Genomic DNA, 26,822 nt, shown 5'->3' with positions numbered 1-26,822 from the left:
GAGATAGTCTCTACAAGCGGAAGCGGCGCGGCGATGCCGCCGCGCCGTCATCAGAGCCCGTCGTCGCGCCGAGCCTTTAGCGGGTCGGCCTCTTGCGAAGCGCCGGGCTCGTCGTAGTCGTGGCCCCCGTCGGCGAGAAGCGAAAGGGCTTCGAAGAACCGCCGCTCCAAGGGCTCGTAGGAAGCCGCCACCTCTTCGCCCCGGCTGCGCTGGAGATCTTCCAGCGCTTCCTGGATGGCGAGGCGTTTGTCGCGGTCGGGAAGGGTGGGGTCGGCGAGGATCGCCTCCAGGCGATCCCCGTGTGGAAGCCCGTCCGCCGAGGCGGGCGCTAAAGGGATTCCGGAATTGTCGGCGGGATCGCTCATGGGACGTGAAGCCCGCCGGCGCTCAGTTGTTCGTGCCCGGAGCGGGCGTTCCCGGCGTCACCGTACCGGTCTGCGAATTGGCGGGTGTCGCTGGCGCGGCCGTCGTGTCGGACGCTTCGACGCCACCGATGTTCTCGTCGGGCAGGGTGCCGCCGTAGATCTGGAGGCCCACGAACACGATCAGGCAAAGGGCGAGGCCGCCGATGAGGATATAGAGCACCGGCCGGCCCGTGCGGCCCTGGCGCGCCTTGTTGGTCTTCAGTTCTGCCATCACCTGACTCCATCTACGCGCTGAGCGCGTTTGCGCCCGACTGCGCTGAACAACGACTGGGCCGGGGAAACGATCCCGCGCGGCGCCGAGATCGACGGCGGGCGGCCGGTGCCCCGATGCGCGAGCGGCGCGTCCGCAGACCGGGCGCGCCGCTTGCCTGTTGGTCCCGACACGAGCGCTTCAGATGCGTCGGTCGTTGTCGCGAAGCCCCATCACGAACCGGAAGATGCCGAAGGCGGAGACCGCTGCCACCGGCACCAGCAGCAGCGACTTGTGGCGCCGCACGCTCCGGAACAGGAGCGGGATATTGGACACCGCCGCGACGGAGGCGATGGAGGCGACGTCGCGCTGCATGCGGTCGGCCGCGCGCTGCCGCGGCGGGCGGCGGGCGACGAGAAGCGCGATATAGACGCCGATCAGAATCACCAGGCAGACCGCCGCGAAGCCGAGCGCCGTCGCCAGCGCGCCGGCGCTCTGGGCGATCCAGATGAACAGCGCCAGGAGCAGGAAGAACAGCATCGCCAGGGCGACCACCGCCATGATCAGGTAGATCGTGGCGACGGTGCGCAACCGCGCGAAGTAGATCGAGGCCTCGCCCGTGAACAGTCTCGTGAGGAGCTGGATGACCATCGGCGCGGCTGTTCTCAGCGGAACAGGCGCGCGTAGACGTAACCGACCGCCGCAGCGATCAGGATGCTCTTGATCGGCTCGGCGCGCACGCGCTCGCTGAGCTCCTCCTCGAACTCGCCCACCGTCTCCTGGGCCTGGCGGAAGTAGCGCTCGCCTTCATCGCGCAGCGCGTAGGCCTGCTGCTTGGCGTTCTCGGCGCGGCTGTTGGCCATGGACTTCAGCGTCTCGGTGACGCCCGACACGTCCTCCCGCAGCTTGGCGATCTGCGCCTCGAGATCGGCGCGATCCGGACCCTTGCCGGCATTGGCCGAGAACTCGTTGGACGTGGTGTCGGACATGGATGTCATCCTTTCGTGGTGGTTGAGAAGGGGTTGCCCCTCGAAGGGGCGAAATCGTTGGCCCGCTACATAGTTCCGTCTCAGGCGGCGGGCGCGACGCCGATGATCTGCGAGGAGATCGAATCCGGGCCGAACTCGCCGTCGCCCTCGATGCCGAGAAGATCGGCCATGCGGGTGCGTGCGCGCGAGACGCGGCTCTTGATCGTCCCCACGGCGCATTTGCAGATGTCGGCCGCCTCCTCGTAGGAGAAGCCGGACGCACCGATCAGGATCAATGCCTCGCGCTGGTCGTCCGGGAGCTGGTCGAGCGCCTTGCGGAAGTCCTGGAGATCCAGATGGCCCTGCTGCTCGGGATGGCCGGCCAGCTGCATGGCGTGGATGCCGTCGACATCCTGCACCTCGCGGCCCTTCTTGCGCATCTGCGTGTAGAACTCGTTGCGCAGGATGGTGAAGAGCCAGGCCTTCAGATTGGTGCCGGGCTGGAACGTGTGCTGCTTGTCCCACGCCTTGACCAGCGTCTCCTGCACGAGGTCGTCGGCGCGGTCGAACGAGCCGGCCAAGGAGGCGGCGAACGCGCGCAGGTTCGGGATGATCGCGATCAGTTCGCTGCGGAAGTCGGTTTGCTGTGCCATCCGGCTCAGTTCCCTTCCTTCGACTTGGACTTGGCTTCGGCCGCATCCAGCGCGTCGAGAAGCGACATGAAACGGTCCGGCACCGGTTCGCTGGCGACGTCGTCGTAATAGGCCTTCAGCCGGCGTCCGATGGCGGATGTCGTTCCGAGGTCGGCGGGTTGGGTGGGCGAGGTGTCCTCGACTTGGCTGTCAGGCATGGTATTGCCCTTGTTCCTACGATCTTCCATTCAACCTCTCGCCCTGCCGGCCCGGGCGCCCCGTTGCCGCGGCGCGTGCCTCGCTAGATGTGGGCCTCGGCCCCCTTCGCAAGTGCACGACCGGTCTGGCCGGAAATGTTGTGTGCGAAGGTCTAGCGTTTCGTGCCTCTTGCCTTACTTAGGGCCGGGTGCGCGAAGTCCACAGGGTGCCGACGTTTCCATCGTCGTCCCGTCCGGGGTCGGCTTTCGGTGCCGCACAGACCAGTCTAAAGCCGGGCGACCTGTCCGGCCCAGCTTTGAGGGAATGTTCATGTCGATGTCCTCGCGCATTGCGCCGCATATCCCGTACCTCCGGCGGTATGCTCGCGCTCTGAGCGGTTCTCAGTCGTCGGGCGATGCGTATGTGGCGGCGGTGCTTGAGGCGCTGATCGCCGAGCCCAGCCTGTTCGACACGCAGGAGAGTCCTCGGATCTCGCTCTACAAGCTGTTCTCCTCGCTCTGGCAGTCCGTCGAGGTGAACGTGCGCGAGGATGCGCCGGTGTCCGCCTGGGAAGAGAAGGCGTCGCGCAACCTGCGCGGGATTTCGCCGCTGCCGCGCCAGGCCTTCCTGCTCGTGGCGGTGGAAGGCTTCACGACGGAAGAGGCGGCCCATATCCTCGGGGTCGGCGAGAGCGACTTCTCCGAGCTGATCGGCCAGGCCAGTGCCGACATCGGCCGCCAGGTCTCGACCAACATCATGATCATCGAGGACGAGCCTCTGATCGCGATGGACATCGAGCAGATGGTCGAGAGCCTCGGTCATGGCGTGACGGGCATCGCCCGCACGCACAAGGAAGCCATTGCGCTGTTCGAGCAGCAGAAGCCGGGCATGGTGCTGGCCGATATCCAGCTCGCGGACGGGTCCTCGGGCATCGACGCGGTGAACGACATCCTGGCCAAGGTGTCCGTGCCGGTGATCTTCATCACCGCCTTCCCCGAGCGCCTCCTGACGGGCGAGCGGCCGGAGCCGACCTTCCTCGTCACCAAGCCGTTCAACCCGGACATGGTGAAGGCGCTGATCAGCCAGGCGCTGTTCTTCGAGACGGAGCGCGAGGCAGCCTGAGGCCAGGCGTGTCTCGTATGGGGCGACCGGTCGCGGCCGGAGCCCCGGCCGGGCGGGAACCCGAGGCGGTTCCGGTCCGTTGCCGACCAAAGACAAGCAGAGGGCCTGACGGAGCGATCCGCAGGTCGTGGAAAGGTCCACCCAAAATGACCGGAAGGCTGAACGGAGACCGCTCCGGCGCCCGTTTCGACCGAGCCTTCCCGGTCGCGCCGTGGTTTGCCCGGATCGGGGGCGTCCGCGAAACCCTCCGACCGGCGAGTGCCGTGTCATGGTAGCCTACAAGGCGCTCAAGGCTGTCGCCAATACCGAGATGACTCTCTTCGCGCAGGATCTTGACCTGCGCTACCTCTGGCTTTTCAACGCGCAGGGTTCCTGGCTCGCGGACGCCAAGAACGGCGATTCCGACGCCGACTTCCTTCCCCTTCCCGCGGCCGAGAAGGCGCGGGCGATCAAGTCCGAGACCTTGAAGAGCGGGGCGCCGGTGCGCTTCGAGCTGCCCGTTCCATTGGGCGACACGGTGCGCTGGTTCGACGTGCGGGTCGATGTCGACCGCAACGAGGACGGCGCGGTGATCGGCCTGATTGGGACCTCGGTGGAGATCACCGACCAGAAGCGGCGCGAAGACACGCTCAAGACTTTGCTACGCGAGGTGTCTCACCGGTCCAAGAACCTCCTGGCGATCATCCAGAGTCTTGCCAGCCAGACGGCCCGCCATTCCGTGACGGTTCCTGAGTTCCTCGTCCGCTTCCGTGGGCGGATCCAGTCGCTCGCGTCCTCGCAAGATATTGTGACCGACACGGACTGGCGCGGCGCCGATCTCTTCAGTCTCGTCACGCTGCAGGTCGAGCGCTATGCGCCCGATGGCATGGAGCAGATCCGTTTCGAGGGCGTCGACGTCTATCTGACGCCGACGGCCGCGCTCCATGTCGGCCTTGCGCTGCACGAGCTGGCGGTGAACGCCGCATCCTATGGGGCGTTGTCGGTGCCAGGCGGGCGGATCGAGATCGGCTCGACCCTCGAGACGCGCGAGGGGCAGACGTCGCTGGTCCTGCGCTGGCGCGAGTTCAACGGACCGCGCGTGCGCGTCGACTACGACCCCCGCTTCGGCACCTCGACGCTGGAGCGCATCGTCCCGAACTCCGTTGGCGGCGAGGCGGCGCTCGACTACCAGCCCGACGGCATCCGCTACTGGTTGCGCGTGCCGCGAAACCAGTTCGAGCTGGTGGACAACTGACCGCAGCGGGCTGGTCCTCTCGATGAAACAGTCCCGTCATCTTTCGAGGGCTGACGGAAATCTGACCGACATCGGCCGCAAACGCGCGGCGGCTAATTCTCTTCGCAATGTCCTTCCGGAACCCCTGCGGGCGTCCCGGACTTTAAGGAAGGTGAAAGGATTGTCGTCATGGAACACGTTGCCGCTCTGCTCCTGATCGTCGGTTGCACGTCCGATTCGTCCGTCTGCACCGAGATCCCGGTTCCGCAGCCGATCTATCGCGGCGTCGGCGAGTGCGAGGCCGCCATGCCGCTCGCCATGCGCCTTTCCGGAACATACGACCGCCGCGTCATGGGCTCGTGCACCGGCCTGACCCAGGCGGAAGTCGATGGCTCTGCCTCCGTGGAGTGGGCGGTCAACGGCGCCGGCCAGCTCGCGGTGGTCCTCACCGATTCCCCGCAACTCGTCGCGTCTCGTTGAGGGCGTCTGGACGGGCCGGGAGCGAGTGCTATCTAGCGGCGTCGGGACACTTCGTGAGTTGGGAACGTATCTGATGAAATCCATGATCTTGGCCGCCGTGGCGGCAGGCACCCTGGCCCTTTCCGGCTGCCAGTCGGTGGACAGCAACGTCGCTGTTCCGGCGGGCATCGGCGCCTTGGGCGGCGCGGCCGTCGGTGCCGGCATCTCCGGCAACGCGCGCGGCGCACTGATCGGCGCGGCGGTCGGCGGTGCGGGCGGCGCCCTGCTCGGCGCGGCGACCAACCGCCCCGGCCAGTGCGTGTATCGCGACGGCCGCGGCCAGCGCTACTACGCGCAGTGCCCCGCCGGCTACTAAGCCGCTTCGTGTGATGCGGCCCGCCGGCTCCCTCAAGCCGGCGGGCCTTTCTGTAAGGGGACGGTGAGATGGCGGCACGGATGCGTAAGGCCCGCAGGCGCACGACGCTACCATTCGTCTTGGTCGTCGCGCCGGCGCTGCTGACCGGGTGCCAATCCGACCTCCTGCCGGCCGTCTTCGGGCTGGGTTCGGGCGGGGTCTCCGCCTTCGCGCCGGGAACGCTGCCAGAGATCGTCGCCCGCCCCGGCGACCGCCTGATCGGGCGCTCGGGCACCGACCGCGGCCGCTGCATCTTCGAGAACGCCGCCGGGAACCGTTTCCGCGCCGACTGCCCCGAGGGTTTCTCCCTCTAGGCCTCCACCGAACGCGCTAGCGCGACGAAGGCATCGCGGAATCCCGATGCGCTCTTCACGGGTGCCGCGAACTCGATCCGTTCGATTCTGTCCCCGCCGATGAGTTCGAATCCGCGCCGGTCGAGCGTCGCGATCCGCCAATCGTCGGCCGGCGCACCGCGCTCGGCCATCAGGCGGACCAGCACGTCGGCATGATCCTCGTTCATGTGATCGCGAACGCGCGTCTCGGCCGCCGCGATGGCCGCGTCGAAGCTGTCGACGATGTCGTCCCCCTTCATCGGATAGGCTTGGGCGAAGCCGGCGTTCAGGAAGGCCGACCGCACCTCCATTCGAAAGAAGGCGAAGTCGGCAAAGGCGCTGTATTGCGCGGCCGGCGGATGGCGGGAGACGAAGCGGCGCGCCAGCCGCTCGCGCTCGGGCGCGTCGGGGTTGATCGGCGCGGAAACGGAGCCGGCGATCGACAGGCGCGGCTGGGCCAACGGGTCGCCCGTGCCCGGCTCGCCGACGAGGAGTGAAGCGCGCGGATCGGTGAGAAGCGCGTTCGTGTGCGCCGAGAGCCGCGACAGGAGAAGGACGGGACTGCCGTCGATATCGGCCGAGGCGGCGATGCGGCTGGTCATCGGCGCTCCGGTGCCCGGCTCCAGCCAGGCGAGGGCGGCATGCCGAGCCGTCCGGGCGAGGCGCCGTGCCAGCCGGCGGGCGTTCTCGTCGACGGCGAGATAGGGGGGAGGGGCGGCCGGTCGCTGGTCCGTCATGCGCGTTCGGGTCTCCCATCGGCCACGGCGATCCCCTATCTCCGGAGCAGTGGGCGTGCAAGCCTGCCGCCGGCCGCCCGGCCGGCACAGAATCAAGGAAGCGACATGTCCGAAGACATCAAGGCCCGGATCCTGGAGATGCTGCGCGAACTGCCGGCGCCCGGCGGCGGCGACGTCGTTTCGCGCGGCATGGTGTCCGACGTCTTCGTCGCCGACGGCAAGGCCTTCTTCTCCCTCAGCGTGCCGGCCGCCGAGGCTGAGCGCTTCGAAGGTCTGCGCCAGGAGGCCGAGCGCCGCGCGGCGGCGGTGCCGGGCCTGACCAGCGCGATGGTGGCGCTGACGGCCGAGCGCAGGGGAGGCGGCATGGAGGCGCGCCCGCAGGAGCGGAGGCCGGTGCCCCCGCCGCCGCGACCCGTTCCGCCCCCGGCGGCAAGGCCCGCCGCCCCGCCGCCCGTCCCGCGCGCGGCCAAGCAGGGTGTGCCGGGCGTCGGGCGGATCGTGGCCGTCGCCAGCGGCAAGGGCGGCGTCGGCAAGTCCACGACGGCGGTCAATCTCGCGCTCGCGTTCCAGGCACAGGGCCTTCGCACGGGCCTCCTCGACGCCGACATCTACGGTCCGTCCGTGCCGCGCCTGCTCGGGCTGAAGGGCCGGCCCGAACTCGAAGGCGGGCGCATCATGCGTCCGATGGAGGCCTATGGGCTGAAGGCCATGTCGATGGGCCTCCTCGTGGACGAGGAAACGCCGATGATCTGGCGCGGGCCGATGGTCATGTCGGCGCTCAACCAGATGCTGCGCGAGGTCGCTTGGGCGCCGCTCGACGTCCTGGTCGTGGACATGCCGCCGGGCACGGGCGACGCCCAGCTCACCATGGCGCAGCAGGTGCCGCTCGCCGGCGCCGTGATCGTCTCGACGCCGCAGGATCTCGCGTTGATCGACGCGCGCAAGGGCCTCGCGATGTTCAGGAAGGTCGAGGTGCCGGTTCTCGGGATCGTAGAGAACATGAGCTACTTCGTCGCGCCCGACACGGGCACGCGCTATGACATCTTCGGCCATGGCGGCGCCCGCGCGGAAGCGGAGCGCCTCGGCGTGCAGTTCCTCGGGGAGGTGCCGCTGGAGATGGCCATCCGCGAGGGATCGGACGCTGGCGCCCCGGTCATGGCGGTTCACCCTGACGGAGCGCATGCACGCGCCTATGCGGCGATCGCGGAGCGCACGCTTGCGTCAATGGAGGCAGCGGGATCGACAGCCGGCAAGGCACCCACGATCGTTTTCGAGTGAAAAACCAAAAAATTGGCTTGCGTCCCGATATGATCGTGGTCGAAATGTGCGCTTCCGGCGGCAGTGCAGCCGCCTTAGGCACGTTCATGGGAGAACGCGTTTCATGGGTCTGACCAAGAAGCTTCTGGCGGCGACGGCGATCGTCCTCGCGCTCGGCTCGGCCGCCTCGGCCAAAACCTTCGTCTTCTGCTCCGAAGGCTCGCCCGAGGGCTTCGACCCCGGCCTCTACACCGCGGGCACCACGTTCGATGCCTCGGCCCATCCGGTCTACAACCGCCTGGCCGAGTTCAAAAAGGGCACGACCGAGACCGAGCCCGGCCTCGCCGAGAGCTGGGAGGTCTCCTCCGACGGCCTGCAGTACACGTTCAAGCTCCGCCCGGGCGTCAAGTTCCATTCCAATGCGAACTTCACCCCGACGCGCGACATGAACGCCGATGACGTCGTGTTCTCGTTCGACCGTCAGGGCAACACGCAGAACCCCTGGCATCAGTACGTCTCGGGCGCTTCGTGGGAATACTACGCCTCCATGTCGATGCCGGAGATCGTGAAGTCGATCGAGAAGGTCGACGACATGACCGTCCGCTTCACGCTGAACGAGCCCTACGCGCCGTTCATCGCCAACGTCGCCATGCCCTTCGCCTCCATCGTGTCGAAGGAATACGCCGACAAGCTGGCCGAGTCGAACAACCAGGCGCAGTTCAACCAAGCGCCGATCGGCACCGGCCCGTTCCAGTTCGTGGCCTACCAGCCCGACGCCGTGATCCGCTACCAGGCCTTCGCCGACTACTGGGCCGGCAAGCAGCCGATCGACGACCTCGTCTTCGCCATCACCAAGGAGGCCTCCGTCCGCCAGCAGCGTCTGGCCGCCGGCGAGTGCCACCTGATGGCCTATCCGAACCCGGCCGACGTGCCGGCGCTCCAGCAGAACGCCGACCTTAAGGTCGATGAGCAGGAAGGCCTCAACGTCGGCTACTTCGCCTACAACACGAAGATGGCGCCGTTCGACAAGCCAGAGGTGCGCCGCGCCCTCAACATGGCGATCGACAAGGACGCCATCATCGAGGCCGTCTACCAGGGCGCCGGCGAGAAGGCCAAGGCGCCGATCCCGCCGACCATGTGGAGCTACAACGACCAGCTCAAGGACGATCCGTACGATCCGGAAGCGGCCAAGAAGATGCTGGAGGAGGCTGGCGTCTCCAACCTGTCGATGAAGATCTGGGCCATGCCCGTCTCGCGTCCCTACAACCCCAACGCCGCGCGCATGGCCGAGCTGATCCAGGCGGACTTCGCCAAGGTCGGCGTCACGGCCGAGATCGTCTCCTACGAGTGGGGCGAGTATCTCGAGCGCTCCAAGGCCGAGGACCGCGACGGCGCGGTGCTGCTCGGCTGGACCGGCGACAACGGCGACCCGGACAACTTCCTGGCCGTGCTTCTCGGCTGCGACGGCGTGGGCGGTGCCAACCGCGCGCAGTGGTGCAACGAGGACTTCAACAAGCTGGTCCAGGAGGCCAAGACCAAGTCCACGCAGGAAGAGCGCGCCAAGCTCTACGAGCAGGCGCAGGTCATCTTCAAGGAGCAGGCACCCTGGGCCACGATCGCCCATTCGGTTGTCTACGTCCCGATGCGCAAGAACGTGACCGGCTTCGTCCAGAGCCCGCTCGGCGACTACACGTTCGACGGCGTCGACATCACCGAGTAAGACGATCCATCATCGCCGGGAAAGGGGAGCGGCCGGGCGCCGTTCCCCTTTTCGTTTGGCCGAACGTGCGGTTTCCGCTAGAGAATTCGGCTTCTGCCGCACCATGCGGCATCAGGACCTCCAAGGGCCTCACCCATGTTCCGCTTCATCGTTGCGCGCCTCGGCGTCCTCGTTCCGACCTTCGTCGGCGTGGCGATCGTCGCCTTTTCCTTTATCCGGCTCCTGCCGGGCGACCCCGTCACGCTGATGGCTGGCGAGCGCGGCATCACGCCCGAGCGCCACGCGCAGCTCACGGCGCTTCTCGGCTACGACCAGCCGCTGCCGATCCAGTTCTGGCATTATCTCGTCGGCCTGTTCCAGGGTGACTTCGGCACCTCGATCGTCACGCGCCGCCCGGTGCTGACGGAGTTCATGACGCTGTTTCCGGCGACCGTCGAACTCTCGCTGTTCGCCATCCTGATCGCGGTCTGCCTCGGCGTGCCCGCCGGCGTCTTCGCCGCGGTGAAGCGCGGCTCCTGGCTCGACCAGACGATCATGGGCACGGCGCTCGTCGGTTATTCCATGCCGATCTTCTGGTGGGGCCTCCTCCTCATCATCTTCTTTTCCGGCACGCTGGGATGGACGCCCGTCTCGGGCCGCATCTCGCTCCTCTACTTCTTCCCGCCCGTCACCGGCTTCATGCTGATCGACAGCCTTCTGTCGGGGCAGGCCGGGGCGTTCAAGTCGGCCCTCAGCCACCTGATCCTGCCGGGCGTCGTGCTCGCCACCATTCCGCTCGCCGTGATCGCGCGCCAGACGCGCTCGGCCATGCTCGAGGTGCTGAGCGAGGACTACGTGCGCACCGCGCGCGCCAAGGGCCTGAAGTCCAGCCGCGTCGTCGGCATCCATGCCCTGCGCAACGCCCTGATCCCCGTGGTCACGACGATCGGTCTGCAGATCGGCGTGATGATGGCCGGCGCCATCCTTACCGAGACGATCTTCTCCTGGCCGGGCATCGGCAAATGGATGGTCGATTCGGTGTTTCGGCGCGACTACCCCGTCGTCCAGGGCGGCCTTCTCCTGATCGCCATCGTCGTGATGGTGGTGAACCTCGTGGTCGATCTTCTCTACGGCCTCATCAATCCCCGCGTCCGGGCACGATAGGAGAGCGACCATGTCCCATATCGAAGCCCAGCAGTCGGAAGCCGGCGTCGGCTCGCTCATTCCGGACCGGAAGCCCGAGACAGGCCAGCGCCGCCGGATGCTCAAGGAGTTCTGGTACTACTTCTCCGTAAACCGGGGAGCCGTCGCCGGCCTCGTCGTCTTCGCGCTCGTGGTGCTGGTCGCCATGCTCGCGCCCGTCATCGCCCCGCACGACCCGGTGGCGCAGAACCGCGCCGCGCTCCTCATGCCGCCCGTCTTCATGGACGGCGGCCAGTGGACTTATCCGCTCGGCACCGACGCGGTCGGCCGCGACATCCTCTCGCGCCTGATCTACGGCGCCCAGTATTCGCTGTTCATCGGCACCTTCGTCGTGATCCTCGCGGTCTCGACCGGCATCGTGATCGGTCTGATCGCCGGCTATTTCCGCGGCTGGGTGGATACGGTGATCATGCGCGTCATGGACGTGATCCTCGCCTTCCCCTCGTTGCTTCTGGCGCTGGTGCTGGTGGCGATCCTAGGGCCGGGCCTCGTCAATGCGATGATCGCCATCGCGCTGGTCCTCCAGCCGCATTTCGTGCGCCTGACCCGCGCCTCGGTCATGGCGGAGAAGGAACGCGAATACGTCACTGCCGCCCGCGTCGTCGGTGCCGGGCCGCTGCGGCTGATGTTCAAGACGATCCTGCCCAACTGCCTCGGGCCGCTGATCGTCCAGGCGACGCTGTCCTTCTCCAACGCGATCCTCGACGCCGCCGCACTCGGCTTCCTCGGCCTCGGCGCCCAGCCGCCGACGCCGGAATGGGGCACGATGCTGGCGGAGGCGCGCGAGTTCGTGCTGCGCGCCTGGTGGGTCGTGACCTTCCCGGGCCTCGCCATCCTCGTCACGGTGCTCGCGATCAACCTCATCGGCGACGGTCTGCGCGATGCGCTCGACCCGAAGATGCGCCGGAGCTGAGCCCATGAGCCTTCTCGAAATCCGCAACCTCACCGTCACTTTCGACACGGCCTCCGGCCCGTTCAAGGCCGTGGACGGCATCGACCTGCATGTCGACAGCCGAGAAGTGCTGGCGATCGTCGGGGAATCGGGCTCCGGCAAGTCGGTCGGCATGCTGGCGACCATGGGCCTCCTGCCCAAGACCGCCACCGTGACGGCGGACCGTCTCACCTTCGAGGGCCGTGACCTTCTTACACTCTCCTCGCGCGAGCGGCGGCAGATCGTCGGCCGCGACATCTCGATGATCTTCCAGGAGCCGATGGCGAGCCTCAATCCGTGCTTCACGGTGGGCTTCCAGCTCACCGAGACGCTGCGCTTCCATCTCGGTCTCGGCCGGGCCGAGCGCAAGAGGCGCGCGATCGAGCTGCTCCAGGCGGTCGGCATTCCCGATCCCGAGGGGCGCATGTCGAGCTTCCCGCACCAGATGTCCGGCGGCCAGTGCCAGCGCGTGATGATCGCCATGGCCATCGCCTGCAACCCGAAGCTCCTGATCGCCGACGAGCCGACCACGGCGCTCGACGTGACGATCCAGAAGCAGATCCTCGACCTCCTGGTCGGGCTGCAGCGCGAGCACGGCATGGGCCTCATCATGATCACCCATGACATGGGCGTGGTGGCGGAGACCGCGCATCGCGTCGTCGTCCAGTACAAGGGGCGAAAGATGGAGGAGGCGGGCGTGCTCGAACTCTTCGAGAACCCGAAGAACCCCTATACCCGCGCGCTGCTCTCGGCCCTGCCGGAGAACGCGACGGGCGACCGCCTGCCGACGGTGGCCGATGCCATGGCGCTGGAGGCCGCCCGATGAGCCCCGTTCTTGAAGCACGCGGCATCAAGCGCGACTATCTCGTGCCGCAGGGCCTGTTCTCCGCACCCAAGGCCGTGCATGCGGTCAAGGGCGTGAGCTTCGCCGTGGAGAAGGGCAAGACGCTGGCGATCGTCGGCGAATCGGGCTGCGGCAAGTCCACGCTCGCGCGCATTCTGACCCTGATCGACGAGCCGACGGCGGGCGAGCTCTTCATCGACGGCCAGCCGATGCGCATCGCGAAGGGCGTCACGCGCGAGATGCGCCGCAAGGTGCAGATGGTGTTCCAGAACCCCTACGGCTCGCTCAACCCGCGCCAGAAGATCGGCGACGTCCTGACCGAGCCGCTCCTCCTCAACACCGACGTGCCCGCCGCCGAGCGGCGCGAGCGGGCGATGGCGATGCTGGTCAAGGTCGGGCTCGGGCCGGAGCACTACAACCGCTATCCCCACATGTTCTCAGGCGGCCAGCGACAGCGCATCGCGATTGCGCGCGCGCTGATGCTGAACCCCAGCCTCCTCGTGCTGGACGAGCCGGTCTCGGCGCTCGATCTCTCGGTGCAGGCGCAGATCCTCAACCTCCTGGCCGACCTTCAGGACGAGCTGAACCTCACCTACGTCTTCATCAGCCACGACCTGTCGGTGGTGCGCTACATCGCCGACACGGTGATGGTCATGTATTACGGCGAGGTGGTGGAGTACGGCACGCGCGACGAGGTCTTCGACGCGCCGAGCCATGACTACACGCGCAAGCTCTTCGCCTCGACGCCGCGCGCCGATGTCGAGAGCATCCGCCGGCGGATGGCTGCCCGCGGCTGAGGGCCTGGCGGGCGCCGAGGAGGCGTCCGCCGCTTCATGAATTCTAGGTCATGAACCCGTTGTAACTCGACGCGCGGCAGTGCCGGGCGCAGCCTCCTTCCTGGCGCACCAAGCCACGGACCGCCGGGTTCCGCCCCCGACTCTCAGGCGACTTGGAACCGATCCGCGCCGATCGAACCCAGGAGCAAAGCCATGAAGACCTCCCTGACCGCAGCCCTCGTCCTTTTCGGCACCTTCGGTGTCGCGTCCGCCGCCCTGGCCGCCGCACCCGTGCATCACCCGGCCCATCCGTCGGAGGCTGCCCGGTCCGTGCCGGTCAAGGTGATGTCGGAGACGCCCAATCCGAACCCGGGCATAGCCGGTGTGTTCCAAGCCTCGGACGGCGTGATCTACACGCCCACGGTCAACGACCCCCGGATCCACGGCCTGCCCAACTTCTGAAGACCCTCGCGAGGCCGGAGCGCCCGTCGCGCGAGCTTCGCCTTTGGAGCATAGTCTCTCCTGGAGAACCGCCAGGAGAGACCGGCCATGTCCGAAGAGATCGTGCTCTACACCAACCCCATGTCGCGCGGGCGCATCGCGCGATGGATGCTGGAAGAGGTGGGCCAGCCCTACCGTGTGGAGGTTCTGGGTTACGGCACGACCATGAAGGCGCCCGAGTATCTGGCCCTCAATCCGATGGGCAAGGTCCCGGCGATCGTTCACCGGGGCGCCGTGGTTACCGAAACCGCCGCCATCTGCGCCTATCTCGCCGACGCCTTTCCGCAAGCGGGTCTTCTGCCCGAGGCGGGACCGGCGCGGGCGGCCTATTTCCGCTGGATATTCTTCGCCGCCGGGCCGCTGGAAGCCGCCGTCGTCAACCGCACCCTTCAGGTCGAGGTCGCGCCCGACAAGGCGGCCTTCGTCGGCTACGGCTCGTTCGAACGGGTCATGGACGTCCTGGAAGAGGCGCTGTCGCACGGCGACTATATCGCCGGAGACCGGTTCAGCGCCGCCGACGTCTATGTCGGCTCGCATGTCGGCTTCGGCTTGCAGTTCGGCAGCTTCGAGAAGCGGCCCGCCTTCGAGGCCTATCATGCCCGCGTGGCCTCGCGCCCGGCGGCCCGGCGCGCGAACGAAGCCGACGATCGACTGATGGCGGAGGCGCGAGGGGGCGGCGGCTGATCCGCCGGTCCGCAAGTGCAAACCACTGGCAAATAGGGGACGACAGCAATTTTCCGTTGCGAGGGAAGGGGGCTTGGGCTACCCATCCGGACATGAACACCGCACGCAAGCTCACGAACTGGTGGCAGATCCGCTCCTAGCGGCTTTGCGAACCCGTGCGCGTTCGATCGACAAAGGCCGCTCCGGACCCCCGGCGGCCTTTTCCTTTTGAGGGGCCACCGGGGCCGGCGCTCAAGATGGAGTGGATGGCATGACCCTCGAAACCCCTTCCGACGGCGCGCACGTCTACGTGACGGAGGGCGGCGTCCAGATCGCCCGGCGGCGGCGCGACGTCGCCTATGCCGGCGCGATCGAGCCCTATGTCGATCGCCTCGACACGCGGCGCGGCGCGGTCTTCTCGTCCAACTACGAGTATCCCGGCCGGTACACGCGCTGGGACACAGCCATCGTCGATCCGCCGCTGTCGGTCACCTCGTCCGGGCGCTCGGTCGTGGTGGAGGCGCTGAACCCGCGCGGCCAGGTGCTCCTGTCCTTCGTCGCCGAGGCGCTGGAGGGGCACGAGGACATCGCTTCCGCGACCCGCACCGACAACCGGCTCGACCTCACGATCGCCCTGCCGGCGCGCGCCTTCACCGAAGAAGAGCGCTCGCGCATGCCGACCGTCTTCTCGGTGCTCCGCGCCATCGTCGCCCTGTTCAAGTCGGAGGAGGATTCAGACCTCGGCCTCTACGGCGCCTTCGGCTACGACCTCGCGTTCCAGTTCGACCCCGTCGAGGAGACGCTCGCCCGGTTCTCCGACCGGCGCGACCTCGTGCTCTACCTGCCGGACGAGATCCTGATTGTGGATCACTACTCGGCCCGGGCCTATCTCGAGGTCTACCAGTTCGAGAAGGACGGCCGCTCCACCGTGGGTCTGCCGGGCGGCGGCCCGGAAGCGCCCTTCCAGCGGTCCGACACGGTTCCCCCGCGCGGCGACCACAAGCCCGGCGAATACGCGGCCCTCGTGCGCCGCGCCAAGGAGAAGTTCATGCGCGGCGACCTCTTCGAGGTCGTGCCGGGCCAGACCTTCTACGAGCGCGTCGAGCACAAGCCGTCCGAGGTCTCGCGGCGGCTCAAGGGCATCAACCCGTCGCCGTATTCCTTCTTCATCAATCTCGGCGCGAACGAGTTCCTGATCGGCGCCTCGCCGGAAATGTTCGTCCGCGTCTCGGGCCGCCGGGTCGAGACCTGCCCGATCTCCGGCACGATCCGGCGCGGCGAGGACGCGATCTCGGATTCGGAGCAGATCCTCAAGCTTCTGAACTCGAAGAAGGACGAGTCCGAGCTCACCATGTGCTCGGATGTCGACCGCAACGACAAGAGCCGCGTCTGCGAGCCCGGCTCTGTGCGCGTCATCGGTCGACGCCAGATCGAGATGTATTCGCGCCTGATCCACACGGTGGACCACATCGAGGGCCGGCTGCGGGAGGGCATGGACGCGATGGACGCGTTCCTGTCCCACGCCTGGGCGGTCACGGTGACCGGCGCGCCCAAGCTCTGGGCGATGCGCTTCATCGAGAAGAACGAGAAGAGCCCGCGCGCCTGGTACGGCGGCGCGGTCGGCATGATGCATTTCAACGGCGACATGAATACCGGCCTGACGCTGCGCACCATCCGCCTCAAGGATGGGGTGGCCGAGGTGCGCGCCGGCGCGACGCTCCTCTACGATTCCAACCCGGAAGAGGAAGAGGCCGAGACCGAGCTGAAGGCCTCGGCCATGATTGCGGCCATCCGCGAGGCGGGCAAGCCGAACGCCGGAGCGGGGACGACCGAGCGCGCCAAGGTCGGCGAGGGGGTGCGCATCCTCCTGGTCGATCACGAGGACTCGTTCGTCCACACGCTCGCCAACTACTTCCGCCAGACCGGCGCGGACGTCACCACCGTGCGCACCCCGGTGCCGGAAGAGATCTTCGAGCGCGTCTCCCCCGACCTCGTGGTCCTGTCGCCCGGCCCCGGCAACCCGGACGATTTCGACTGCCGCGGCACGATCGCCCAGGCGAGGAAGCGTCAGATGCCGATCTTCGGCGTCTGCCTCGGGCTCCAGGCGCTGGCCGAGGCCTATGGCGGCACGCTGCGCACGCTGCATGTGCCGGTCCACGGCAAGCCCTCGCGCGTGCGCGTCTCGACGCCCGGCATCATCTTTTCCGGCCTGCCGAACGAGGTGACCGTCGGACGCTATCACTCGATCTTCGCCGACCCCGTGCGCCTGCCGCGCGAATTCGAGGTGACGGCCGAGACGGAGGACGGTGTCGTGATGGCGTTCGAGCACCGGCACGAGCCGGTGGCGGCCGTGCAGTTCCACCCCGAGAGCATCATGAGTCTGGGCAGCGACGCGGGCATGCGCATGATCGAGAACGTCGTGGCGCACCTGCCGCGCCGCGCCAAGGTGAAGGCGGCCTGATGACGGCATCCGCGATGGCGATGGCCGACGATTCCGGCCGTCTGGTGAAGCGTACGGCGATGATGACCATCGCCGTCGCCTGCCTCGTGCTCGGCATCAAGTACGCGGCCTACGTCGTCACCGGCTCGGTGGCGCTGTTCTCCGACGCGCTGGAATCCATCGTCAACGTCGTCGCCGGGCTGGTCGCCCTCTGGGCGGTCAGCGTCAGCTACAAGCCCGCCGACACGGACCACCCTTACGGCCACACCAAGGCCGAGTACTTCTCGGCCGTGGTGGAGGGCGTTCTGATCGTGGTCGCCGCGCTGGTGATCCTGCGCGAGGCCTACGGTGCCTATCTCGTGCCCCGCGAGATCGAGGCCCCGATGCTCGGCATCGCGATCAACGGCGTGGCCACCGCCATCAATCTCCTGTGGGCGCTCCACCTGATCCGCCAGGGCCGCGCGCACCGCTCTCCCGCCCTCGATGCCGACGGGCGCCACATCATGGCGGATGTCGTCACCTCGGTCGGCGTCCTCGCAGGCCTGGCCCTCGCCAGCGTCACCGGCTGGGCGATCCTCGACCCGGCGCTTGCCGCCCTCGTCGCGCTCAACATCCTGCGCGAGGGCTGGAAGGTCGTCGCCTCCTCGCTTTCGGGGCTGATGGACCAGGCGCTCGATCCGGCGGACGATGCCCGCGCGCGCGAGATCATCTCCGCCTCGGCGCAAGGGGCGATCGAGGTCCACGACGTGCGCACCCGCATCGCGGGCCGTGCCGTCTTCATCGAGTTCCACATGGTGGTGCCGAGCGAGATGCGGGTGATCGACGCCCACACGATCTGCGACCGGATCGAGGACGCCCTTCAAGCTGCCTTCGCAGGTGCACGCGTCCTGATCCATGTCGAACCGGAAGGCGAGGCCAAGCAGGTCGGCGTTCCGGTTCTGTAGGGGTCTCAAGGCGTTCGGGTTCATTCTTTGGGCGGCAAAAAGGCAGTTCCCCTTGGTTCCCTGACGGACTGTTCATCATCCGCCGCTCGCAACCGCAGCATGGAGCGCCTAAATGTAGCGCATCGGACGTCGCGAAATAAAAGTCCCCGGCCGGGTGATCTGGCGGAGACGATTTGAAGGCGACGTAGCGTTTTCATAAGGACAAGAACAATGAAGATCTCCATCTTTGCTTCGGCTGTTGCTGTTTCCCTGGCTGCCCTGACGGGCGCCGCCTCCGCTTCCAGCATCATTCCGGGCTCCGACTATTTCACCGAGGCCCAGGCCGACCATGAGGCCAACACGGTGATCCGTGGCGAGACCGCTGCCGCCCCCGGCGCGACCGTCACCGAGACCCGCTCCTTCGGCTTCCCCGCTTCGGCCGGCGCCGACCGGAACCTCGTCCCCGGCTCGCGCTTCGAGAGCCGCGTCGAGCAGAACAACTCGATCAACGCGGTTGCCCGTGGCGACTATCACGGCGGCTACACCGCCGCCCCGACCGCCTCGGTGCGCGTGGTTCCGGGCTCCGACTCGTTCTGATCCCGGCGCAAGGGCTCCCTCCGCTCTTGCCTTCGAGGCCCGGTCCCGCAAGGACCGGGCCTTTTTCGTGCGCGCGGGGCACGAGGGGCTTGCCATCGGCTGCGCCGGTCGGCATCCTGCACCGCGATGACGACGGCACACGCCCCCTTCGGCCCCGTGGCCCCGACCACCGCGCGCTCGCGCGGCGCGTCTGCACGTCTTCCCCTCGGCCTGCTTCTTCTCGTCCTTAGCGGCGATCGTCGGGCCCGTTGATCGAAGGGGCGCCCGGCGGTCGAGCCGGCGCGCGACACCCTCGCCAGCGTCCAGTCTCTTCGGCTTTACATCCCAGTCCAAATCCTGAAAGACGCGCGTAAGCCGGCCCGCTGGCCGCTCCGTCTTCGCCGAACGAGCAAGGTTTCGTCATGTCCGCATCCATGCCGGTGATGTCCAAGGCCACCGAGAAGTATCAGCCCTATCCGCAGGTCGACCTGCCCGACCGGCAGTGGCCCTCGCGCCGCATCGAAAAGGCGCCGATCTGGTGCTCGGTGGATCTGCGCGACGGCAACCAGGCGCTGGTCGACCCGATGGGGCAGGAGCGCAAGTCGCGCATGTTCGCCCTCCTCAAGCACATGCGCTTCAAGGAGGTCGAGATCGGCTTCCCCTCCGCCTCGCAGACCGACTTCGATTTCACCCGCTGGTGCATCGAGGAGGGGGGCGTTCCCGAGGACATGTCGCTGCAGGTCCTGGTCCAGTGCCGGCCCGAGCTGATCACCCGCACCTTCGAGAGCCTGGAGGGCGCGAAGAACCCGATCGTCCACTTCTACAACTCGACCAGCGAGCTGCAGCGGCGCGTCGTGTTCGGCAAGGACCGCGCCGGCATCCGCCAGATCGCGGTGGAGGCGGCCGAGATGATCGCCGAGATGGCCGACAAGGCCGGCGGCGGATTCCGCTTCGAATATTCGCCGGAGAGCTTCACCGGCACCGAACTCGATTTCGCGCTGGAAATCTGCAATGCGGTGACGGAGGTGATCCGCCCGACGCCGGAGAACCGCCTCATCCTCAATCTGCCGGCGACGGTCGAGATGTCGACGCCCAACGTCCATGCCGACCAGATCGAATGGATGAGCCGCAACCTCGACAAGCGCGACTCGATCATCCTGTCCCTGCATCCGCACAACGACCGGGGCACGGCCATCGCCGCGACCGAACTCGGCCTGATGGCCGGCGCCGACCGCGTCGAGGGCACGCTCTTCGGCAACGGCGAGCGCACCGGCAACGTCGATCTCGTGACGCTGGCGCTCAACATGTACACGCAAGGGGTGGACCCCGAACTCGACGTCTCCGACATCAACCGGATGAAGGAGGTCTACGAGCACTGCAACCAGCTCAGCATTCCCGAGCGGCACCCCTATGTCGGCGAACTGGTCTACACGGCCTTCTCCGGCTCGCATCAGGACGCGATCAACAAGGGCATGAAGGCGGCCAAGGTCGCCAACAAGCCGCTCTGGGAAGTGCCCTACCTGCCGATCGATCCGCAGGACGTCGGCCGCTCCTACGAGGCGATCATCCGCATCAACTCGCAGTCGGGCAAGGGCGGCATCGCCTATGTGCTGCAGGCGGACTACGGCCTGAACCTGCCGCGCAACCTGCAGGTGGACTTCCGCGAGGACATCCAGCGGATCACCGACGAGGAAGGCCGCGAGGTGCCGGTCAAGCGCATCTACGAGCGGTTCCTCGAACGCTACGTGGAACAGCCCGGCGCGCGTTTCGCCTATGTCGAGCACGTGACCCGGCCCGAGCAGGGGCCGTCCCGCCGCACCGTCACGGCGACGATCCGCGACGGCGAGCGGACGGTTGAGATCGAGGGCCGGGGAACCGGCGCGATCGACGGCTTCATCGACGGGCTGTCGCGGCACATGGGCGTCGAGCTCTCGGTCGCCGACTATTCCGAGCACTCGCTCCAGCGCGGCTCCAACGCCTCGGCCATCGCCTATATGGAGATCGAACATCCCGGCGGCCGGGTGTTCGGCGCGGGCATCGACCAGAACGCTACCACGGCCTCGCTTCGCGCCATCGTCGCGGCGGCAAACCGGATCGTCGATAGCCAGGGTTAACGAAACCTTTCCCTCGGGCGGTCGTTCCGGCTTCGCGAAAGCCACGAACGCTACGCATGAAATCCGTACGGCGGGCCATGACGGCCCGCCGCGCGAGGTCGAGGTGGCATGATGACGGAGTCCAAGGGCGCCCTGTCGGTGACGAGCGGCACGAAGCGGCTGGCCGACGCCGTGCGCGCGGCCAAGATCGCCTCCTCCCAGCGCACCGACATCGTGGTCGACATCCGCGAGGCCGATCGCGCCCGGCTCGAGATCTTCGCCGAGGAACTCCAGCCCATCGTGGACGCCGTCCCGACGGACGACGATCTCTTCGACTTCACCCTCTCCGGCGGCCCCCAGCCGCGCTTCTGGATCGACGGCACCGCCCAGGTGCTGATGGCGCGCGACCGGCGCACCTATCGCTTCGTGCGCGACACGCGCCTCGGCCGGGTCGTGCTCGCCGAATCCGGCGAAACCCGTGTGATCGTGGACAAGGTGACCGAATACGTCGCCGAGCGGATGGTGGAGCGCGACCGCGCTCTCGCCGTGTCCGACGGCATCGGCCTTCGCGCGCCCGAGCGCGCCGGCCCGACTGCGGCGGCCGCGACGACGCTGGAGCCGATCCGCCTCGCGCCGCGCCCGCGTTCCACCGACTTCGTGATCGCCCTGTCCTGGATGATGATCGGCATCGTCGTCGGCGCGGGCATCCTGATGCTGATCGCCGCCTATCGCGGCGCGCCGCTGGTCTGACCGCCGTCCTCAGCGCCGCAGGCGATCGGCCAGAAGCACCGCCCCGCCGACCGCGAGACCCCAGAACGGCGCGCTGATCCCGAGGAACGGCACGCCCGAGGCCGTCACCACGAAGCACAGGATCGCGGCCTCCCGGTCCTTCGTCTCTGAAACCATTCCGCCCAGCGCGCCGGTAAAGGCGCCGATCAGGGCGACGCCCGCCACCGTCTGCACCAGGGCGGGCGACTGGGCAGCAAAGGCGGTCGCCCAGCCCGCGGCCAGCCCGAAAGCGACATAGGCAAGACCGGAGACGATGCCGGCCCACCACCGCCGATCCCTGTCCGGCCCGGCCTCGTCGCCGGCGCAGATCGCCGCGGTGATGGCGGCGAGGTTCACGGCATGGCCGCCGAACGGCGCGCAAAGCAGGCTGAACATGCCGGTCGCGGTGAATAGCGGGGCCGGCGCAGGCGAATAGCCGTTGACCTTCAGGATCGCGAGCCCCGGAATGTTCTGCGAGGCCATAGTGATCAGGAACAGGGGCAGCCCGATGCCGATCAGGGCGGCCGGCGACCATTCCGGCATCACGAGGACCGGCGTCGGCACGATCGCCGCGCCGCCGGGATCGCTGTTGCCGGCCAGGATCAGGAGAAAGGTCGCGACGGCCGCCGCCGGAACCGCGAGGATCCGGTTCCACCGCCCGACCAGGAACCAGACCCCGATCACCGCGAGTGCCTGAACCGGCAGCGAGGCGACCGCCTTGACGGGCGCGAGGCAGAGCGGGAGCAGGATGCCGGCCAGCATCGCGTTGGCGAGCGACAGCGGGATGGCGGCGATCGCCCGCCCGACCGGCTTCACCAGGCCAGCCACCACGACCAGCGCCCCGGCCAGGAGAAATGCACCGACCGCCGCTCCGAAGCCGCCCTGCGGGATTCCGGCGCCTGCCAGAAGGGCGGCGCCCGGCGTCGACCACGCCACCGATATCGGCATGCGCAGGCGCCAGGATACGAGGACGCCGCAGACCCCCATCGCGATCGACAGCGCCATGATGCCGGACGCCGCCTGCTCGGGCGTCGCACCGACCCCGACGAGGCCCTGCAGCACGACCGAAAAGGAACTGGCGAAGCCGACAAAGGCTGCGAGCAGGCCGGCCGAGACGGCGGGAAGGGGCGGAAGGCGCATCGGCGGGCCTCGACGGACGGGAGCGACAATCCGTCCTTAGGTCCGCCCTCCCAAGTCTGACAAGGGATTCTTCGCCGCTCGGGCGGTCGCGGTCAGGCGATCGCCTCGTGCCCGACATCGGCCGTCGTGCCGTCGGGCAGGAGCCGGCGCTGGCGGATCCAGTCGATGCCGCCGCCGTCGGCGCGGAAGCCGCGCTCGCGTTGGAGGAGGGACCAGCCCCCCGGTTCGCCCTCGATCTCGAACAGGCTGTAGCGCGCGGCCGGCTTGGAGCCGCCCGCGTTCTGGCTGGCGGAAGGAATGCCCGCGACGGGTACCTTCTCGCCGCCGGGGCCGGTCAGCCAGTAGAGCGTGTCGAGATGGGTGTGACCGTGCAGCACGAGCTCGGCGCCGGCGTCGTGGATGACCTTGGAAAAGAACTGCTTGCCGATCAGCCGCTTCGACCAGGCGGCCGCGCCCGCGATCGGCGGATGGTGGATCATGACGACGCGGAAGAGCCCGCGCGCCTTAGCTTCCTCCAGGAGCCGCGCGGTCGCCAGCGCCTGCCCGCGCTTGAAGGTTCCGGTGGCGAAGAAGGGCGCGGTCGCCTCGGCGCTCGACGTCCCGATGATGGCGACGTTCCCGCGCACGCGCATGTAGGGATAGTGGCGATGATGCGGGTTCAGACCGGCATCCCCTAAGAGATAGGGGTGCCACTCGTGATAGATGCGCTTCAGCGCCCCCGGCACGTAGGCGTCGTGATTTCCTGGCACGACGGAGACGAGGGACGGATCGCCGAGATCCTCCAGCCAGATCCGGGCGCCGGCGATCTCGCCCTTGGTGGCGAGGTTGACCAGATCGCCCGTCACCGCCACGTGGTTCGGTGCATGGGTCTTGAGATCGGCCACGAGCTTCAGCAGCGTGTCGCCGAACATCGAGCGCTTCCGGTTGCGCTGCCAGTTGATGTAGCCCGTGATGCGCTTGGACGCGAGTTCGCGGTAGGAAAGCTCGGGCAGCGGGCCGAGATGGATGTCGGACAGATGAGCGAGACGAAACATGGCGGATGAACTAGCCGGTCGCGTGGCGTTGGGAAGGGGAGCGCGATGACGCCTTCGTTGGCGCGTCCGCTCGCCCGCGTCTTGCGCGCCTGGGCTCTCGTGTCGCGCTCCATGACGCTCGGCGTGCGCCTCGTGGCGCTGAACGGCGAGGGGCAGGTCTTCCTGGTGCGCCACGCCTATCGGGAAGGCTGGTACCTGCCGGGCGGCGCGGTGGACCCCGGCGAGACGGCCGGCGAGGCCGCGCTGCGCGAGGCGCGCGAGGAGGGCAACCTCGAATGCGGCGCGCCCTTGGAGCTTCTCGGCGTCTACTACAATCGGCGCGAAGGGCGCGATCACGTCCTCCTCTATCGCTGCGACGGCGCCCGGCAGACCGCTCTTCGCCAGCCGGACCGCGAGATCGCGGAGGCCCGCTTCTTCGATCCCCGATCCCTGCCGCCCGGCACGACGCCCGCCACCCGTCGCCGTCTGGCCGAGGTGCTGGAAGGCGCCGCGCCGTCCGGGGACTGGTAGGTCAGCGCGCGGCCAGCCGCTCGCGCCCGTGCGGCCGGTCGAGAAGAAGCTCGGGTCCGAGCGGCACGATCCGCGTCGGGTTCACCATGTCGTGGCTCTCGTAGTAGTGATGCTTGATATGGTGGAAATCGACCGTCTCCCGGACGCCCGGCCATTGGTAGAGTTCCAGCATGTAGCCTTGCAGGTTCGGGTAGTCGGCGATCCGCCGGAGGTTGCATTTGAAGTGGCCGTGATACACGGCGTCGAAGCGGATCAGCGTCGTGAACAGGCGCCAGTCGGCTTCGGTGACGCGTTCGCCGACGAGATAGCGCTGGCGCCCCAGCCGCTCCTCCAACCGGTCGAGCGTCTCGAACAGCTCATGGAACGGCTTCTCGTAGGCCTCTTGCGTGGTCGCGAAGCCGCATTTGTAGACGCCGTTGTTGACGGCCTCGTAGACCTCCTTGTTGGTGGCTTCGATGGCGGCCTTGAAGTCGGCCGGGCAGACGTCCACCGTGGCGTCACCGAAGGCGTCGAACGACGAGTTGAAGATCCGCAGGATCTCGGCGGACTCGTTGTTGACGATCGTGCCCTCCTTCTTGTCCCAGAGAACGGGCACCGTGACGCGGCCGGTGAACTGCAGGTCGGCCTTGAGGTAGATTTCGTAGAGGCGCTCGGCGCCGTTCACGGTGTCGGGGATGCAGCCCTGCCGGTCGGAGAAGGTCCAGCCCTCTTTGCCCATGAACCAGTCTACGACCGAGACGGACACGACGTCCTCGAGCTTCTTGAGCTTTCGGAGGATCAGCGTCCGGTGCGCCCAGGGGCAGGCGAGCGAGACGTAGAGATGGTAGCGCCCGGCTTCCGCCGGCACCGCATCCTGCCCGTCCGGCCCCGCTTCGCCGTTCGGGGTGACCCAGCGACGGAACGCGGTCTTGGAGCGCTCGAAGCTGCCGCCGGACGCCTTGGTGTCGTACCACTTGTCCTGCCACTTGCCGTCCACCAGAAGACCCATGGGCTCCGTTCCCTAACGATTTTCGCCGTGACGCACCTGCCTATCGACGGCGCTTCCAAGCGGTGATATGGAGCATCCCGGCCGATAGGCAGGCCTGAACCATGCGGGTTTCCATGCTGCGACGACGACGCCAGGGGGCGGCACCCGCCGCCACGATCCACGCCGCCACCGCCTGACCCGGCTCTTCGGGCACGCGGGGCGGAGCCGTTGCGCTTGCCCTTTGAGAGCCCGTCCATGCTGTCCATCGTCCAGGACCTCGACCTGCGCTTCTGCGCGGAAACTCCCGACCACGCCGCCGCCATCGAAGGCATCTGCGCCGAGGCGTTCGGCCCGGGTCGCTTCACGCGTGCGGCCGAGCGGGTGCGCGAGCGCGTTCCCCACGATCCTGCCCTGTCCCTGGTCGCCCTTCTCGGCGGCGAGGTCGTGGGCTCCGTTCGCCAGACCCGCGTCGCGATCGGCGGCGTCCCGGCGGTCATGCTCGGGCCGCTGGCCGTCCGGCCGCGCTTCAAGAAGCGGGGCATCGGCCGCACGCTGATGGCCATGGCGGCGGAGGCGGCGCGGCTTTCGGGCGAGCGTGCGATCTTCCTGGTCGGCGACCGCGCCTACTACATGCCGCTCGGCTATCGACCGCTGCCTGTGGGTTCGGTGACCATGCCGGGTCCGGTGGACGAGGAGCGCATTCTCGGCCTCGAGCTGGAGCCGGGCGCCTGGGTCGGCGTTTCCGGTTTGGTGGGTCCTCGTCTCTAGACGAGGGCCTCCACTTCGGTCGGAAGCGAGGAGCAGTGGCCGAGGTCGTTGCGATGATCGGCTAGCCAGCGATCGGTCGCCGCGCGGCCGAGATCCCGCAGTTCCGTCAGTTCCGACCAGCGCGTGTCGAGCTTTCCGACGGCTCCGCGCCGTGTCAGTTCCTCGCCGGCCGAAATCATGTGGAGGCGCAGGTCCGCGATCCGCCGCATCACGGGATTCTCGAGATCCTCGCCGCGCATGAGCCGCTTTGTTTCGGTGAGCATGCGCAGGTCGCGCATCAGCGAAGTGTTGAAGGTGATCTCGTTGACGCGGGCGATGATCTCTTCCGCCGTGCCGGGGACACCCGGCCGGACGAAGGGCGTCACCTGGACGATCAGGAGGTCGGCCGTGCCGTGATCCTCGGTGAAGAGCGGCGTCAGAACCGGGTTGCCGAGATAGCCCCCGTCCCAATAGTGACGACCGTCGATCTCCACCGCGCGAAAGATGTCGGGCAGGCAGGCCGAAGCGAGCAGGGCGTCGGCCGTCAGTTCGCTTCCCGAAAAGACGCGCACGCTTCCCGCCTCGACATCCGTCGCCGAGACAAAGGTCGGAACTTCCGTCTGGCTCTGGAGAAGGGGCAGGTCGATCGCCTCCTCGACCACCCCCCGCAGCGGATTGCCGCCCGGGCGCACCGTGCTGTAGGGCGAGACGAACTGGCTGAACGAGCGGACCTGCTCGATCGCCTGATGCACCACGGCGCGGGGGAAGGGGAAGAACGGGAAACTGCTCTCGACGGCGCCGAGCGGGGAGCGGGCCGATACGGTTTCCCAGAGCCGGTGCAGCGCCTCGCGCGCGGCGTCTCGTCCGCCGCTGGCCAAGCCGGCCGAAAGGCTCGCCGCGTTCAACGCACCGGCGCTGGTGCCACTGACGGCCGCGATGTCGATCGAGTCGTCTTCCAGAAGGCGGTCGAGCACGCCCCATGTGAACGCGCCGTGCGCGCCGCCGCCTTGAAGGGCGAGACTGATGCGGGTCATGTGTTCCTGCCTTCCGTCCGTCCTC

At 67.9% G+C, this 26,822-nt stretch carries 31 protein-coding genes; 20 read left to right on the top strand and 11 right to left on the bottom strand.

Going from position 1 to position 26,822, the window contains the following annotated elements:
• Nucleotides 1-50: 50 nt before the first annotated feature.
• The 6 genes from O5O54_RS06620 to O5O54_RS06595 all read right to left on the bottom strand — a co-directional run bounded on the left by O5O54_RS06620 (nt 51) and on the right by O5O54_RS06595 (nt 2,433).
• A complete protein-coding gene (locus O5O54_RS06620) occupies nt 51-365 on the bottom strand; it encodes a hypothetical protein (RefSeq protein ID WP_279479992.1) in 315 nt (104 codons plus the stop codon).
• A gap of 22 nt (nt 366-387) precedes the next feature.
• Nucleotides 388-636 (bottom strand): hypothetical protein, encoded by a 249-nt coding sequence (locus O5O54_RS06615; protein ID WP_279479991.1) that lies wholly within the window; start codon nt 634-636, stop codon nt 388-390.
• A gap of 180 nt (nt 637-816) precedes the next feature.
• Nucleotides 817-1,266: a hypothetical protein gene (locus tag O5O54_RS06610; protein WP_279479990.1), complete on the bottom strand. Its 450-nt coding sequence runs from the start codon at nt 1,264-1,266 to the stop codon at nt 817-819.
• Nucleotides 1,267-1,280: 14 nt separating this feature from the next.
• Entirely contained in the window at nt 1,281-1,604 is a 324-nt protein-coding gene (locus tag O5O54_RS06605; protein WP_279479989.1) for a hypothetical protein, read from the bottom strand.
• Between the two features lie 80 nt (nt 1,605-1,684).
• Nucleotides 1,685-2,236 (bottom strand): sigma-70 family RNA polymerase sigma factor, encoded by a 552-nt coding sequence (locus O5O54_RS06600; RefSeq protein ID WP_279479988.1) that lies wholly within the window; start codon nt 2,234-2,236, stop codon nt 1,685-1,687.
• Between the two features lie 5 nt (nt 2,237-2,241).
• Nucleotides 2,242-2,433, bottom strand: coding sequence for a NepR family anti-sigma factor (locus O5O54_RS06595; protein ID WP_279479987.1), 192 nt, complete (start codon nt 2,431-2,433; stop codon nt 2,242-2,244).
• 310 nt (nt 2,434-2,743) lie between these two features.
• Here O5O54_RS06595 and O5O54_RS06590 point away from each other — a divergent pair, with 310 nt between their 5' ends.
• The 5 genes from O5O54_RS06590 (at nt 2,744) to O5O54_RS06570 (ending at nt 5,936) form a co-directional block, all read left to right on the top strand.
• Nucleotides 2,744-3,535, top strand: a complete 792-nt coding sequence (locus O5O54_RS06590) for a response regulator (protein ID WP_061936513.1) — start codon at nt 2,744-2,746, stop codon at nt 3,533-3,535.
• Between the two features lie 268 nt (nt 3,536-3,803).
• Nucleotides 3,804-4,769: a sensor histidine kinase gene (locus O5O54_RS06585; RefSeq protein WP_279479986.1), complete on the top strand. Its 966-nt coding sequence runs from the start codon at nt 3,804-3,806 to the stop codon at nt 4,767-4,769.
• Between the two features lie 168 nt (nt 4,770-4,937).
• Nucleotides 4,938-5,228 carry a hypothetical protein gene (locus O5O54_RS06580; protein WP_279479985.1) on the top strand — a complete coding sequence of 97 codons (291 nt, stop codon included), beginning with the start codon at nt 4,938-4,940 and terminating at the stop codon, nt 5,226-5,228.
• Nucleotides 5,229-5,301: 73 nt separating this feature from the next.
• On the top strand, nt 5,302-5,583 hold the full coding sequence (locus O5O54_RS06575) for a glycine zipper domain-containing protein (protein WP_279479984.1): 282 nt from the start codon (nt 5,302-5,304) through the stop codon (nt 5,581-5,583).
• Nucleotides 5,584-5,651: 68 nt separating this feature from the next.
• The gene (locus O5O54_RS06570; RefSeq protein WP_279479983.1) at nt 5,652-5,936 is read left to right on the top strand and encodes a hypothetical protein; all 285 of its coding nucleotides are present in this window, start codon (nt 5,652-5,654) and stop codon (nt 5,934-5,936) included.
• On the opposite strand, the gene O5O54_RS06565 is transcribed toward O5O54_RS06570, so the two are convergent.
• The gene (locus O5O54_RS06565) at nt 5,933-6,691 is read right to left on the bottom strand and encodes a HugZ family protein (protein WP_279479982.1); all 759 of its coding nucleotides are present in this window, start codon (nt 6,689-6,691) and stop codon (nt 5,933-5,935) included. The genes O5O54_RS06570 and O5O54_RS06565 overlap by 4 nt on opposite strands.
• Before the next feature lie 105 nt (nt 6,692-6,796).
• Here O5O54_RS06565 and O5O54_RS06560 point away from each other — a divergent pair, with 105 nt between their 5' ends.
• The 13 genes from O5O54_RS06560 (at nt 6,797) to O5O54_RS06500 (ending at nt 21,347) form a co-directional block, all read left to right on the top strand.
• Nucleotides 6,797-7,969 carry an Mrp/NBP35 family ATP-binding protein gene (locus tag O5O54_RS06560; protein ID WP_279479981.1) on the top strand — a complete coding sequence of 391 codons (1,173 nt, stop codon included), beginning with the start codon at nt 6,797-6,799 and terminating at the stop codon, nt 7,967-7,969.
• A 103-nt stretch (nt 7,970-8,072) separates the two neighbouring features.
• Entirely contained in the window at nt 8,073-9,668 is a 1,596-nt protein-coding gene (locus tag O5O54_RS06555) for an ABC transporter substrate-binding protein (protein ID WP_279479980.1), read from the top strand.
• A 135-nt stretch (nt 9,669-9,803) separates the two neighbouring features.
• Complete coding sequence (locus O5O54_RS06550) at nt 9,804-10,811, top strand: ABC transporter permease subunit (protein WP_279479979.1); 1,008 nt, start codon at nt 9,804-9,806, stop codon at nt 10,809-10,811.
• 97 nt (nt 10,812-10,908) lie between these two features.
• The gene (locus O5O54_RS06545; RefSeq protein WP_279480399.1) at nt 10,909-11,763 is read left to right on the top strand and encodes an ABC transporter permease subunit; all 855 of its coding nucleotides are present in this window, start codon (nt 10,909-10,911) and stop codon (nt 11,761-11,763) included.
• A 4-nt stretch (nt 11,764-11,767) separates the two neighbouring features.
• Nucleotides 11,768-12,607 carry an ABC transporter ATP-binding protein gene (locus tag O5O54_RS06540; protein WP_279479978.1) on the top strand — a complete coding sequence of 280 codons (840 nt, stop codon included), beginning with the start codon at nt 11,768-11,770 and terminating at the stop codon, nt 12,605-12,607.
• On the top strand, nt 12,604-13,422 hold the full coding sequence (locus O5O54_RS06535; RefSeq protein ID WP_279479977.1) for a dipeptide ABC transporter ATP-binding protein: 819 nt from the start codon (nt 12,604-12,606) through the stop codon (nt 13,420-13,422). Before O5O54_RS06540 ends, O5O54_RS06535 begins: the two co-directional genes overlap by 4 nt.
• Nucleotides 13,423-13,614: 192 nt before the next feature.
• Nucleotides 13,615-13,863 carry a hypothetical protein gene (locus O5O54_RS06530; RefSeq protein WP_279479976.1) on the top strand — a complete coding sequence of 83 codons (249 nt, stop codon included), beginning with the start codon at nt 13,615-13,617 and terminating at the stop codon, nt 13,861-13,863.
• Between the two features lie 87 nt (nt 13,864-13,950).
• Nucleotides 13,951-14,586, top strand: a complete 636-nt coding sequence (locus tag O5O54_RS06525) for a glutathione S-transferase family protein (protein ID WP_279479975.1) — start codon at nt 13,951-13,953, stop codon at nt 14,584-14,586.
• Between the two features lie 250 nt (nt 14,587-14,836).
• A complete protein-coding gene (locus tag O5O54_RS06520) occupies nt 14,837-17,026 on the top strand; it encodes an anthranilate synthase (RefSeq protein ID WP_279479974.1) in 2,190 nt (729 codons plus the stop codon).
• A gap of 20 nt (nt 17,027-17,046) precedes the next feature.
• A complete protein-coding gene (locus O5O54_RS06515; protein WP_279480397.1) occupies nt 17,047-17,949 on the top strand; it encodes a cation diffusion facilitator family transporter in 903 nt (300 codons plus the stop codon).
• 210 nt (nt 17,950-18,159) lie between these two features.
• Nucleotides 18,160-18,525 (top strand): hypothetical protein, encoded by a 366-nt coding sequence (locus O5O54_RS06510; RefSeq protein WP_279479973.1) that lies wholly within the window; start codon nt 18,160-18,162, stop codon nt 18,523-18,525.
• A gap of 401 nt (nt 18,526-18,926) precedes the next feature.
• Entirely contained in the window at nt 18,927-20,618 is a 1,692-nt protein-coding gene (leuA, locus tag O5O54_RS06505) for a 2-isopropylmalate synthase (protein WP_279479972.1), read from the top strand.
• Between the two features lie 108 nt (nt 20,619-20,726).
• Complete coding sequence (locus O5O54_RS06500) at nt 20,727-21,347, top strand: hypothetical protein (protein WP_347814871.1); 621 nt, start codon at nt 20,727-20,729, stop codon at nt 21,345-21,347.
• Nucleotides 21,348-21,356: 9 nt separating this feature from the next.
• Here the strand turns inward: O5O54_RS06500 and O5O54_RS06495 are convergent, their stop codons facing one another.
• Complete coding sequence (locus O5O54_RS06495; protein WP_279479971.1) at nt 21,357-22,505, bottom strand: benzoate/H(+) symporter BenE family transporter; 1,149 nt, start codon at nt 22,503-22,505, stop codon at nt 21,357-21,359.
• Between the two features lie 92 nt (nt 22,506-22,597).
• The gene (locus O5O54_RS06490) at nt 22,598-23,539 is read right to left on the bottom strand and encodes a metallophosphoesterase (protein WP_279479970.1); all 942 of its coding nucleotides are present in this window, start codon (nt 23,537-23,539) and stop codon (nt 22,598-22,600) included.
• Nucleotides 23,540-23,584: 45 nt separating this feature from the next.
• Between O5O54_RS06490 and O5O54_RS06485 the strand changes: the two genes are divergently transcribed.
• Complete coding sequence (locus O5O54_RS06485) at nt 23,585-24,049, top strand: NUDIX domain-containing protein (RefSeq protein ID WP_279479968.1); 465 nt, start codon at nt 23,585-23,587, stop codon at nt 24,047-24,049.
• A gap of 1 nt (nt 24,050) precedes the next feature.
• Here O5O54_RS06485 and O5O54_RS06480 read toward each other — a convergent pair whose 3' ends face one another.
• A complete protein-coding gene (locus tag O5O54_RS06480) occupies nt 24,051-25,037 on the bottom strand; it encodes a glutathione S-transferase family protein (protein WP_279479967.1) in 987 nt (328 codons plus the stop codon).
• 234 nt (nt 25,038-25,271) lie between these two features.
• On the opposite strand from O5O54_RS06480, the gene O5O54_RS06475 reads away from it, so the two are divergent.
• Nucleotides 25,272-25,784 (top strand): N-acetyltransferase, encoded by a 513-nt coding sequence (locus tag O5O54_RS06475; protein WP_279479966.1) that lies wholly within the window; start codon nt 25,272-25,274, stop codon nt 25,782-25,784.
• Here O5O54_RS06475 and O5O54_RS06470 read toward each other — a convergent pair.
• On the bottom strand, nt 25,781-26,797 hold the full coding sequence (locus tag O5O54_RS06470) for a patatin-like phospholipase family protein (RefSeq protein ID WP_279479965.1): 1,017 nt from the start codon (nt 26,795-26,797) through the stop codon (nt 25,781-25,783). The genes O5O54_RS06475 and O5O54_RS06470 overlap by 4 nt on opposite strands.
• Nucleotides 26,798-26,822: the final 25 nt, after the last annotated feature.

Source organism: Aureimonas sp. SK2 (assembly GCF_029813115.1).
GTDB lineage: Bacteria > Pseudomonadota > Alphaproteobacteria > Rhizobiales > Rhizobiaceae > Aureimonas.
Note: the sequence above shows the minus strand (reverse complement) of the source record. Positions and strands in the feature narration are given on the sequence as shown.